Genomic DNA, 12,086 nt, shown 5'->3' on the forward strand with positions numbered 1-12,086 from the left:
GGTCGCTGTGACCGCTTCTTTTTTCATCGATTGAGGAACGCCTGCATCGCCTGGCGATGAACGTCCGTCTGACCACATTTCCGTTGCCAGATGATCTCTTGCTCGAGACCGTCCTCGAACGAGTCGGCCCGGAATAACGCCTTCATGCCTTGCACCGCTGTCGGTGATTTGGCCGCGAGCGTCTCGGCATAGGTCGTCAACCGCTCCAAGTACGCCTCATCTTCGACGAGCTCGGTGACGAGACCGACCGTTTCGGCCTGTTCGGCGTCGATTGTGCTGCCGCTCCACATCCAAGCGAGCGCGAGATCTGGCCGCATCAAGCGTCGTAAATGGTACGGTCCCCCGGCGTCGGCGACAAGGCCAATCTTGATGAAGGCGGAACTAAATTTCGTCGACCTTGCGACGAGGCGAACGTCCGCCGCAAGCGCCAGACTCAAGCCCGCCCCCGCGACGACCCCGTGAATGCCGGCGATGATTGGTTTCGGACAGTCAGCAAGCGCCCGCACGAGTGGATGATACACCTCTTCTAAATAGAGACCATAGTCGGCGTCACTCTCAATCGTCAAGTCCTGTCCCGATGAGAAAGCACGCCCTTGCCCGACGAGCACGATGACGTGGACAGTTTCATCCGCCACGATCTCTTCGATGGCTTCCCTCGCCTCGCGTAGCAACGTCTCATTCAGCGCGTTTAGTTTTTCCGGTCGGTTCCACTTGAGCCAGCCGACCCCGTTCCGCCGTTCTAGTTGAATCGTTTCCATCCTATCTCCCCCTTTATTAAAATGAATCACTATTCATTTCTATATCGTGGATTCTGTTTCCTTCTTGTCATAGAAACTTTCCGAGTTCGATTGCCCGACGCTACCACTATTTGCTATTCTTAAAAGAGTCGTTCAACGAAAGGGTGGGACTGATGCAACTGACGAATGCCGCAAGACAATTGAAACAACGGAACATCCCGTTCACGTACCACTCCTATGAGGTGGACACGTCCGATGTCTCCGCCAAACATGTCGCCGCGGCACTCGGTAAACCGCTCGACCAGCTCTATAAAACGATTTGTCTCGAGAATGAGCAGCGGCGCTACGCCTTTTTCCTCATCTCAGGAGAGTTAGATATCGATTTGAAAGCGGCCGCGAAAGCTTGGGGCACCAAAAAAGTCTCGCCCGTCCCCATGAAAGAGCTTGAGGCGCTGACCGGCTATATCCGCGGCGGTGTCTCACCAATCGGAGCGAAGAAACGGTTTCCTGTCTACTTGCATGACAGCGCTAAACAAAAAGACACAATCATCATCTCGGCCGGCAAGCGCGGCTATCAACTCGAACTCACACCGGCCGATTTGCTCCGGTTCACGGACGGTCACTGGTTCACTCAATGACAAAGATGGAGGCAATACCTATGTGGAAAGAACGAATCCGCTCATGGATTCCTAACTCGTTTACGTTCGGCAACTTGTTCTGCGGCGTTTTGGCGATCGTCTATGCGGCACGCGGCGACTTCTCGAACGCGACGTTACTCATCATCATCGCCATGATGCTCGACAGTTTGGATGGACGGCTGGCCCGTATGCTCGGGGTGGCCGGTGATTTTGGAAAAGAACTCGACTCGCTCGCCGATGTCGTCACGTTCGGGGTCGCCCCGGCGTTACTCGCTTACTATACATTCTTTATCGATTACGGCAATTACGGCCTCTTCTTCGCCGCCTTATTCCCGTTGTTCGGCGCCTACCGCTTGGCCCGCTTCAACTTGTCGGCGACGAACGTCACAGCCAGCTACTTCTCGGGTGTGCCGATCACTGCGGCCGGCGGCTTGCTCGCCGTCGTGACGACGTTTGGAGATCGAATCAGCGAGCTGCTCACCCCAATTTTCTTCACGGGTCTCGCTCTCCTCATGGTCAGTCGCGTCCGCATCCCGAGCTTTAAAGACGTACCGCTCCCACGCCACTCGTTCATCATCACAGTCAGCCTCGTCTATTTGACGTACATGATTTTTGCCCGGTGGAAAGAATGGCCGTCGTTCTGGTTCATCGCCGTCACGTTTTATGTCTTATTTATCGCCTTCTCGTTCGTCAAAAAGCGAAAACGGATGGCAAATTGATGAGTCCCCTCTCGAGGGGCTCTTTTTTTTACATGCATTTATTAGACGGATGTCAAAAACCTCTCTAGAATGAAAGGTGAGGTGATGTAATGAAAGTGTATCCATGGATTTGGAAATGGTTTTTAGTGTGGTATGTCATCGGGGTCGTCCTCGTTGGCTTTGATTTGTTGCCGAGTTGGCTCGAATGGGCGAATCCGGTCTTCTTATGGCTCGCCGGGGTCATCGGCGGTTGGGTGATCGCGGACGGCGTCCGCCACGCCCGCTGGATCGTCCCGTTCATCTTCTTCGGCTCGATCGCTGTCGAGACGCTCGGTGTTAAAACCGGGTTCCCGTTCAGCGAATACATTTATGCCGAGGCGTTCGGTCCGACCGTCTTCGGTGTACCGGTCACGATCGGGGCAGCATGGCTCGCCGTCATCGGCTCGAGTTTTGCCGTCGCCCGCTTGTTCTCGTTCAAGAACCGGACGCTCTGGCTCGTCCCGTTCCTCGCCGTTTGGCTCGATATGGCGATCGACCCGGTCGCCGCGAACGTGAAAGGGTACTGGGAATGGGCCAATGGCGGTCTGTATTATGACATCCCGACGCAAAACTTCGTCGGCTGGTTCGGACTGTCGCTCATTTTCTCGTGGTTGCTCGACCGGTTTGAAGTCGAGGCCGAGCCGATGTTGCTCGGACACGGTCGTTATTTGTTCGTCATGCTTCACGCCTTGTTCGGTGTCACGGCAGTCAACGCCGGTCTCTATGGAATCGGTGTACTCAGCGTCGTGACAGCCGCAGGCCTCATCTTGATAGAACGGAGGAGCCGACATGATCGAAGCGGGCAAAAAGAAATGGTTCAATAATCTGTTCTCGACGTTCGTCAAAGAACGTCAAATCCGTCCGTTTTTCCATACCATTCACGTCCGGACCGATGACGTGCCGACACCAGGGTTGTTTTTAAGCACACATAGTTCTTGGTGGGATGGGATGATTTTACTCATGTTGAACGAATACTACTTGCGTCATGACGTTCACGTCTTGATGGATGAGGATGGGTTGCGCCGCTTCCCGTTCTTCCGTCACTTGGGCGCATTCTCCATCCAGAAAGGCAAGTTGTCCGACGTGCGCGCCTCGCTCGACTATGCCAATCGTCTCTTGTCTGAAGGCAAGTCCGTCTGGGTGTTCCCACAAGGACGCGAATATCCGCAAGAACAACGTCCGCTTGAGATTGGCACAGGTGCGACGATGCTACTTCAAAAACCAGAAGTCCGTTTATGCGCCATCTATTATACGTTCGCATCGCACGCGGCCCCACTCGTCTATGTGCGCTTCCGCAACCATACGGTCATGTCTGAGACGAGGCGGCTTCAAAAGCAAGAGCTCGCCGAAGCACTCGAACGGCTATATGACGATACGCGCGACGACGTGATCAATCAATCCGACCGCTATATCGCCTTGTTCCCTCCGAAACGCAGCCTCGCGGATTGGACGGAGCACTTGCTCCAAATCGGGAGAGGCCGCTGATGGTGATTCTCGTGCTCACGTTCTTGATGTTTGTCTTCACGTTGGTGAACTTACTATTCCTGCGCCCACTCACTGCGCCCATCTCTGCCCCTCCGACTGCGGTATGTATTCCGCTACGGAACGAAGAGCGGAACGTGCCGAAACTCATCACCAGTTTGAAGCCCGCCTTGACGGATGGATGCCATGTCTATTTATATGAGGACCGGTCCGAGGATGATACATACGAAGCACTCGTCCGGGCAATCGAAGACGATGCCCGCTTCACCATTTTCCGTGGCGTGCCGCTTCCTGAAGGTTGGGCCGGCAAAGTCCATGCGTGTCATCAGTTGGCGACCCAAACGACCGAGCCGTACGTGTTGTTCCTCGATGCCGACGTCACGGTCGACCCGACGTTCATCGGGCGATTACATGGCACACTCGCACGCGAAGGAGCGGTCTTCTTGTCGGGCTTCCCTCGTTTTCCGACACCGACATGGCTCGGGAAACTGTTGATTCCGATGCAGCACGTCTTGATTGCCCAGCATTTGCCGTTGTTTTGGCGAAAAGTGCGCCATCCCGCTTTCGCCGCCGCCAACGGGATGAACGTGCTCGTCGAGCGTGAAAGTTATGACGACGTCGGTGGACACGCCTCGATTCACGATTCGTTGATTGATGATATCGACCTATGCCGTGAGTTCAAGCGACGCAAAAAAGTCACCTCGCTCGTCAACGTCTCCCCCTATATTACGTGTGACATGTATGCGACGAACGAAGAAGTCTGGAACGGGTTTTCAAAGAACGTATTCAAGGGAATGAATGAAGCAGTGGGCATCGCCCTTTATTTCTTCTTATACTACGGTATCCAGCTATCTGCTTTCATCGCATTCCTCGTATATATGGATTGGACTTCGTTTTTGGCGTGCGTGTTCGTCATACTCGCTCGGTTGGCGATTGACATCAAGTCGGGAGGACGCCACTTTTGGCTCCATCCGTTCAGTCTCATCGCCTATTTGTTGCTCTTGTCGAGCGCGGTCGTACGCAAATGGCGACGAAAGCCGATTTCATGGAAAGGCCGTACGTATCAATAATCTTGCTAGGAGGCACAACATGAAACATATCGCTATTATCGGGGCCGGGCTCGGCGGCTTGAGTGCCGCCGTCACCCTTGCCGCTCGCGGTTACGATGTGACCGTCATTGAAAAGAATGAACACGTCGGCGGAAAGCTCATGCCGATCATCACCGATGGACACCGTTTCGATTTTGGACCAAATACGATCACGATGCCGGACGTGTTCCGTTCTGTCATCCGTAACAGTGGCGCCAACCCGGACGACTATTTCGATCTCGTCAAACTTGATTCGCACACGGTGAATCAATTCTCGGACGGTTCGACGTTCACGTTCCATTCAGACCGTGAAAAAATGGAGGCTGAGGTACGTCGGCTGACGGGCGACAAGGCCAACAAAAATCAATTGACCGACTACTTGGACGAGGCGGAAAAACTGTTCGAGATCGCCAACAATCGTTTCTTCACACGGATGGACTCTAAAATCGATACTGGGCTTTGGGCCGATATGATGAAAGTGCATCCGCTTAAGAGCCTTCATGCGCTCCATAAGAAATACTTTAAAGATCCGCGCATCATTCAGGCGCTTGATCGATATGCGACGTATATCGGTAGCAGCCCGTATGTCACACCGGGCACGTTCGCATTGATCTCGCATTTGGAACTCAATGACGGCGTCTATTTCGCGAAAGGCGGGAATTGGACGATTGCGAAAGGTTTCGCCAAACGTGCCAGTGAACTTGGCGTCGAATTCCGTCTCGGCCATGAGGTCACGAAAATCGAAGTGACGAACGGGAAAGCACACGCGGTCGTTATCGACCATGAAGAAGTCATGTCTTGTGATGCCGTCTTATTGAACGGAGAATTGCTGACGCAATATCCACGGCTCGTCGATGCTACCGACCGCCCTTCGTTCCCTGTACCGACGCGCGATACAATCGAACCATCCGTGTCCGCTTTCGTCATCATGGTCGGCTTGAACAAGCGATTGAACTTGGCACATCATAACGTCTATTTCTCAGACGACTACGAAGCGGAGTTCCGGGCACTGTTTGACGAAGAACGGTATGCGGATGAGCCGACAATCTACATCTCGAACTCGGCCCATACGGACGCATCGATGGGAGAAGCTGGTGACAACTTGTTCATTCTCGTCAATGCACCGGCCCATATGACCGAGATCGATGCCGAGACGTATGAACATTTGATTCGTCGACGCCTCCGGAAGTTTGGCGTCGATTGGGAAGACCGCGACGTCCTATTCCACCGTCGTGTCACCCCGCTTGACTTGACGCGTGATTTTTATGCGTATTACGGATCGTTGTACGGCACGTCAGCCAACTCGAAAAAGGGAGCGTTCTTCCGCCCATCCGCTCGCTCAGAAGATGTGTCGAACATTTGGTTTGCGGGTGGTTCGACCCACCCGGGCGGTGGTAGCCCGATGGTGACGCTTTCAGGACAGTTTGCGGCCCGTTCGATGTTAGAGGACATACCTCTGACAATTTGAACATTTTGTGAACAGAAGATTCGACACTTGTCGACACCGGATAGACGTGATAATATCATATTCGAGTTCAAGCAGTTTTGTAACGTTTGTTACACCTGTAGCGATCGAACGGCTTCCCCGAGCCTATCGCGTTTTGAACTTGTCACACCCGAGAAAAAAGTGATGAGCGAGTTTCCCCACTCGTATCCCGTGGCTGGAACAGCATGCATTATGATGTTCCCCCTTAGTCCATCAAGCATCCTGCTTCAGCGAAGATGCCCCATCGTTTCATTCCCCATGAGACGAGGCACATCTTTAGGGTTCATCACGTCCGATTCGTTCGTTTCCCCGATGAACGAATCACACAACGCTTACACCACTTTTGGTCCCCCGCCAAAAGTGGTTTTTTTGTGCGCAAAAAAGGCAGCCGTCTCGTGACGGTTGCCTTCTCTTATAGTTTGGCCAACAGTTTTCCTTTTTGAATCGTCGAGACATACGCTCGCTTCGTGAAGACGTCGTGTCCGTTCTGCCGGGCCGCGTCCAAAATCCCTTCATAGAGCAGCCCCGCCGCACTGACTGGCTTCCGGCTCGTCACAGGGTACAAGTGATGTGTCTCCCGGGCTCTGGTATATAGTTGTTCGGCCCGGCGCGCCATCGTCTCCCAGACGTCTACAAACGCCGGTGTCACTTGTCGCGCGAACAAGACTTCTTCTGAGATACCAAACTCCTTCAGTAACGATTGTGGCACATAAATCCGATCGCGGTCGAGGTCTTCGCCGACGTCACGCAAAATGTTCGTCAATTGCATCGCGATCCCTAAGTCGATGGCGCCTTGTTTTAACTGATCCCGCTCTGTCGCATCCACGTCCGGCGCGAGAATGGGCAACAACATCAAGCCGACGGTACTGGCCGCATAGTAACTATATTGTTCCGTCTCCTCAAGCGTCGCATAACGCGTCTTATGTAAGTCCCATTTCATACCTTCCGCCAATTCGAAGAACGGATCGACGTCCATATCGTACCGTCCCCAGACGTCACGTAACGCCACCCAGAGAGCATCCGGCAAGGGTTCACCCGCCAAGAAGCGATCGAATTCAGCCAAAAATTGCGTCAAGCTCTCTTCGGGCCGGTCCGATTCATCGACCGCGTCATCGAGCGTCCGACAAAACGTATAGACCGCGGCCACGGCCTGACGGTCTGGTTTGGAGAGCAAGGAAAAGGCCCGATAAAACGTGAGCGAGCCTTTTTTCATTACGTCTTCACAGTGACGATACGCTTCTTGTGTCGTCATGGTACAATGCCCCCATTTCTTCTTCCATTCTTTTCACTAACAGCTGCGAGCCGATCATGACGATTGGGACTCCTCCACACGGATGCACCGATGCGCCGACGGCGTAAAGGTGGTCGATATGCGCGTACGGGCGGGCCTGCGGTTTGAACGCGGCCGACTGGGCCAATTTCGGGGCAATGCCGAAACTACCACCTTCGAATAAACCAAACCGTTCTGCATCCATCGGCGTCCGTACTTTCATCTCGAGGACACGGTCCCTGAAGTCGGGGACCATCTGTTCGATCCGACCAATCAAATGCTCGATCGCTCCGCTCGCTTCAAAGTCCTCACGTTCCAATTTGCGTGGGACCGGAACGAGAACATAGAGGACGCTCGTCCCGTCCGGCGCCAATGAGTCGTCAATCAAAGATGGATTGAACGTATACATCGCCGGATACTTGCTTAGTTTACCATCTTCGAAGATGGTCCGCATCGACCCGGCAAAATCATTCGGTAAATCGAATTGGTGGACCGGTAACTCGATCTCCCCAGTGACGGTGAAGTAAAGCAAGAGCGTTCCGCTCGACGGTTCATATGATTTCGGTTTGACGCCATCAATCAACCGTTCCATGAGCGGGAAGTCTCCGTTGACGACGACCGCATCATACGAATGAACGACACCGTCCACGATGACCGCGTTCGCCTGACCTTGCTCGACTCGGACCCGTTCCACGTTCGCATTCAACTCGAATTTGACGCCGCGTCGTCTCAACTCTTGTTCTACTTTCGTCGCCAGTGAGAAATATCCTCCCTTGACGTACCAGATTCCCTCCTCTTGTTCGCGATACGGAATCAAACCATAGAGGGATGGAGTATCATACGGGTTCCCACCGATATAGAGCGTTTGGAGGCTGTAGGCGACGCGCAGGCGTTCGTCTTTGAAGAAGCGTTTCATGTTCTCATGGGCCGTCTCATACGCCTTCAAGCGCATGAGAAGCATCAATAGCTTCGGTTCGAACAAATCGGTCTTGCCTTTATAACCGCGATCTAAGAACGCATCGAACCCAAGGCGGTACTCTTCCCGTTTTTGGGTCATATACTTTCTAAATCCGTCGCCCTCGTTGAACAGACGGTCGATTTCGGCCGCCTGGCGCTCGATGTCACGATATTTGTGGAACGTCGTACCGTCCTCATAACGAAGGCGATAGAGCGGGTCGACCTCGATCAACTCGAGCTCTCGTTCCGGAAAGCCGGCCTCTAAGAGCTGACTTTTCAGTTTCCCAGGCAATAAGACGATGGTCGGTCCTTCATCAACCCGGGCCCCGTTCGCGAACTCGACATAATTGAGCCGACCGCCGACGCGTTGTTCTTTCTCGTAGATTGTCACGTTTAACGACGGATATTTATGGGTCAACAGGAGCGCCGCATAGAGCGATCCGATACCGGCACCGACGAAACTGATGTTCATTGGCCGACACCTGCCCGGTCACGCAACAAGTTGGCGGTGATCCGCGCCGACTCAAAAATCGTCGGCAGTCCACTACCTGGATGTGTCCCACCACCGACAAGCCAGACGTGGTCGAGCTCTTCGAATTGGTTATGGGGACGGAAATACATCATCTGTGACAAGTTATGTCCTAAGTTGAACGTCGCCCCTTCATAGACACCGAACGCCTCCCAATCGTTTGGCGTGAGCGGCTGCATCACTTCGATATGGTTACGGATCTCACGATACGGTGAACGTGTCTCGAGGGCATCAAGGACGCGCTCGGTCATCGTCGCCTCGAGCGTCTCCCACGGTAAATTCGACAAGTTGTTCGGCACCGGAACGAGTACGTAAAGTGATGATTTCCCTGCCGGTGCGAGCGTCGGGTCAATCCGTGACGCATTTTGAACATAGAACGAGAAATCCTCGCTCAATTTCAACTCTTGCGTCATCTCCTTCACGTTCCGCTCATAATCGTCGGCAAAATGAATCGAGTGATGCGCGACATCGTCATAGACACGGTCGAGCCCAAGATAGAGCATGAACGTCGAGCATGAATAGCGCTTCTTCTTCAGCTGCTTCGGACTCCAACGTGTCAGTGCGTCGCTCGGGACGAGCGTTGTCATCGCGTGCGCGAAGTCCGCGCCGACAATCACTTCGTCAAAGGCATAGTGGACGTTGTTCGCCACGAGCCCGTTGACGCGTTTTCCGTCGAGCAAGAGACGGTCGACGCCTTCTCCGAGACGAATTTCTCCGCCTTCTTCTTCGATGACACGCGCCATTGCTGTACATAGTTGGTTCACGCCGCCAATCGGATGATGGACGCCGTAGGCATGCTCCATATACGACAAAATCGAGAAGCCGCCGGGACAATCCCAAGCCGACATCCCTAAATATTTGGCTTGGAACGTGAACGCGTATTTCAGCTCCTCGCTCGTGAAGTATTCCGATAACACGTCATATAACGATTTACCGATCGACAAGAACGGGAGCGCCTTCAAGACGCGCGTGGCCACGTAATCCGTCAGCTTGTCGTGCGCCGTCTGTAGGACCGGCATCAACTTCGACAGCTTGATGGCTTGTTCGGCCATGAAGCGTTCGTATCCTTCCCCGTTGCCCGGGAACTGTTCTTCGATCGCCTGATGCATTTGATCGCGGTCGGTCGTCATCGATAGAACGCGATTCCCTTTATCGAAATAAAGGTCGTACATCGGTTCGAGTTGCTTCATCTCGACGTAGTCATGTAAATCTCGACCTGTCTCTTCGAATATTTCTTCTAAAATATACGGCATATTTAAAAAAGTCGGGCCACGATCAAACGCGAATTCTCCGACTTGAAGACGCGACGTCCGTCCACCGACGAATGCCTGCTTCTCAAACACTGTTACCTTCACACCACGACTTGCGAGCAGCATAGCGGCCGCAAGTCCTCCTGGTCCGGCACCGATTACGGCGACTCTTTTTTCCGACACGTTGAACAACTCCCTATGTGAAAAGTCTCTTATGCTTCTATCCTATTATAGAAATGACTGGAGACAAGTTCAAATCTGAATCGGCTCGTCGTGTGTCCGTGATGTGTCAATTGTCGCGTTTCGCGATGACAATGTACCACGACCCTTCTGGGATGAACGGGATGAAACGGACGTTATCAAAGCCGACCTTGTGCATTTGACGACGTAACTCACGAATCGTCGGGAGCGGATAGAGATTATCATGCAACGTCATGAACGCATTGAACGCTGAGGCAAATCGAGACCCGAGCGGCGTCTCCGCGAGCGGAGTGACGAGGACGGCGACACCTGCTTCGTCTAAGTTTTCAAGCATCCGTCCGAGCAGCTCGATTCGTTGTTCAGGGGAGAAGTAGTAGAGCATATTATTCATCATGACGGCATCAAACCGTTCGTCATGGTCCCATTCCATGAAGTCAGCCACTTCGTAACGGATATCGCCCGACTCGTCCTGATCCCTAGCCTCGGCAATGACATCTTCCTCGAGATCGATGCCGGTCAGTTGCCAATCAGGTTCGAGCCCGTGTAGTTTCCGTAAATAGCCGCCGTGCCCGCATCCGATATCGAGCATCGTCTTGACGTCGGCCTGACGCAACAGCTGTTGCACGACCGGGAACGCGACCGTCTCGACGAGCGTCGACGTCTGTGCGACGACTTGGCCATGCGTCGCACCGTCGAACGTCTTCTGTGTACCCGACTCTAAAAAGTCAGGGTATGCGATGAGTGCCGGAATATGAAGTTCCATCATCTCTTGGAGCATGAAACCGATACTACGCTCATCTTCGTGCGACAACTGATATTTCAAACTACGTGTCGGGAAATAGCGCCAGCCTTTCTTCTTCAAATGGCGTACGGCGACCCCGACTTCGAGCCAACGTTCAAGCGCTAGTTTCGTCAATGGCTGTTTCAAGCGAAGCGTCATCTCCGCAAAACTTGCCCCGCCTTGGAGCGCGTCGAACAATCCATATTTATACCCGATATACCCGTGCCAGAGCGGCAGGAACGATTCGGTTTGTTTCATCCATCTGCGTGCGTGCAAGACGCGTGACCATTCATTCATCTGTTGTTCCATCGTTTCACCTCATCATCGTTATCACTGATTTTTTTATTTTCCCCTAATAATTTACGGACAAACAAAAAAATCCCACTTCGATGTGCGAAGTGGGAACCAAATTAAATGAAATTGCTGAAGAACGACTGACCGTAAGGCAACGCATAGCCGATGAAAATCGTCACAAGTGCGAGAATAGCAAAACCGCCGAACATTGCGTTCGCTGGTTTTTTCTTCTTCACGCGGATGAGCGTCATCTCACCGAAGATGAGTGTGAGCAGTCCGACCGTGATTTTCACGTGATAGAACATGCCGCCACCGTTCAATTGTAAATACAAATAAAGTCCTGTGCCGAACGCGACGAGCAACATGAGTCGAAACACCATGTGGGCAATCTTCCCGCTCTTGTTCGCGTTCTTATAGCCGACGTAAGCGACAGCGAACAAGACGAGTAACAAGATCCAGCTCGTGACGTGCGTGTGTAGGAATGCAGTTAATGGCATTCAAAGTCCCCCTTTCCATTATGTACAATCTCTATTGTACACGAGTCGCTCGGATTGCGGTCAAGCGGGTAATTGAAAAATCTTCGCTTGCACCAAAAAGGCGCCTCATCGATGATCGATAGGCGCCTTGGCGTGTTGA

12 protein-coding genes are annotated in these 12,086 nt (G+C 53.0%); 6 read left to right on the forward strand and 6 right to left on the reverse strand.

Annotated features, from left to right (window positions below; genetic code table 11):
• Window positions 1-23 precede the first annotated feature (23 nt).
• A complete protein-coding gene (locus tag EVJ33_RS12455; RefSeq protein ID WP_131437592.1) occupies window positions 24-758 on the reverse strand; it encodes an enoyl-CoA hydratase/isomerase family protein in 735 nt (244 codons plus the stop codon).
• A 152-nt stretch (window positions 759-910) separates the two neighbouring features.
• On the opposite strand from EVJ33_RS12455, the gene ybaK reads away from it, so the two are divergent.
• The 6 genes from ybaK (at window position 911) to EVJ33_RS12485 (ending at window position 6,150) form a co-directional block, all read left to right on the forward strand.
• The gene (gene ybaK, locus EVJ33_RS12460; protein ID WP_131437594.1) at window positions 911-1,375 is read left to right on the forward strand and encodes a Cys-tRNA(Pro) deacylase; all 465 of its coding nucleotides are present in this window, start codon (window positions 911-913) and stop codon (window positions 1,373-1,375) included.
• A gap of 20 nt (window positions 1,376-1,395) precedes the next feature.
• The gene (pssA, locus tag EVJ33_RS12465; protein ID WP_131437597.1) at window positions 1,396-2,094 is read left to right on the forward strand and encodes a CDP-diacylglycerol--serine O-phosphatidyltransferase; all 699 of its coding nucleotides are present in this window, start codon (window positions 1,396-1,398) and stop codon (window positions 2,092-2,094) included.
• An 89-nt stretch (window positions 2,095-2,183) separates the two neighbouring features.
• On the forward strand, window positions 2,184-2,936 hold the full coding sequence (locus EVJ33_RS12470) for a carotenoid biosynthesis protein (RefSeq protein ID WP_131437599.1): 753 nt from the start codon (window positions 2,184-2,186) through the stop codon (window positions 2,934-2,936).
• A complete protein-coding gene (locus EVJ33_RS12475) occupies window positions 2,902-3,597 on the forward strand; it encodes a lysophospholipid acyltransferase family protein (protein WP_131437601.1) in 696 nt (231 codons plus the stop codon). The genes EVJ33_RS12470 and EVJ33_RS12475 overlap by 35 nt, the downstream gene beginning before the upstream one ends.
• Entirely contained in the window at window positions 3,597-4,664 is a 1,068-nt protein-coding gene (locus EVJ33_RS12480) for a glycosyltransferase family 2 protein (RefSeq protein WP_131437603.1), read from the forward strand. The genes EVJ33_RS12475 and EVJ33_RS12480 overlap by 1 nt, the downstream gene beginning before the upstream one ends.
• Before the next feature lie 19 nt (window positions 4,665-4,683).
• The gene (locus EVJ33_RS12485) at window positions 4,684-6,150 is read left to right on the forward strand and encodes a phytoene desaturase family protein (protein ID WP_131437605.1); all 1,467 of its coding nucleotides are present in this window, start codon (window positions 4,684-4,686) and stop codon (window positions 6,148-6,150) included.
• A gap of 430 nt (window positions 6,151-6,580) precedes the next feature.
• On the opposite strand, the gene EVJ33_RS12490 is transcribed toward EVJ33_RS12485, so the two are convergent.
• From EVJ33_RS12490 to EVJ33_RS12510, 5 genes are all read right to left on the reverse strand, one after another.
• Window positions 6,581-7,420 (reverse strand): phytoene/squalene synthase family protein, encoded by an 840-nt coding sequence (locus EVJ33_RS12490; RefSeq protein ID WP_131437607.1) that lies wholly within the window; start codon window positions 7,418-7,420, stop codon window positions 6,581-6,583.
• The gene (locus EVJ33_RS12495) at window positions 7,389-8,867 is read right to left on the reverse strand and encodes a phytoene desaturase family protein (protein ID WP_131437609.1); all 1,479 of its coding nucleotides are present in this window, start codon (window positions 8,865-8,867) and stop codon (window positions 7,389-7,391) included. The genes EVJ33_RS12490 and EVJ33_RS12495 overlap by 32 nt, the downstream gene beginning before the upstream one ends.
• Complete coding sequence (locus EVJ33_RS12500) at window positions 8,864-10,390, reverse strand: phytoene desaturase family protein (protein ID WP_269088569.1); 1,527 nt, start codon at window positions 10,388-10,390, stop codon at window positions 8,864-8,866. Before EVJ33_RS12500 ends, EVJ33_RS12495 begins: the two co-directional genes overlap by 4 nt.
• A gap of 73 nt (window positions 10,391-10,463) precedes the next feature.
• Complete coding sequence (locus EVJ33_RS12505) at window positions 10,464-11,465, reverse strand: class I SAM-dependent methyltransferase (protein WP_131437613.1); 1,002 nt, start codon at window positions 11,463-11,465, stop codon at window positions 10,464-10,466.
• A 101-nt stretch (window positions 11,466-11,566) separates the two neighbouring features.
• On the reverse strand, window positions 11,567-11,947 hold the full coding sequence (locus tag EVJ33_RS12510) for a YisL family protein (protein WP_131437615.1): 381 nt from the start codon (window positions 11,945-11,947) through the stop codon (window positions 11,567-11,569).
• Between the last annotated feature and the right edge of the window lie 139 nt (window positions 11,948-12,086).

The organism is Exiguobacterium sp. SL-10, from assembly GCF_004337025.1.
Lineage (GTDB): Bacteria > Bacillota > Bacilli > Exiguobacteriales > Exiguobacteriaceae > Exiguobacterium.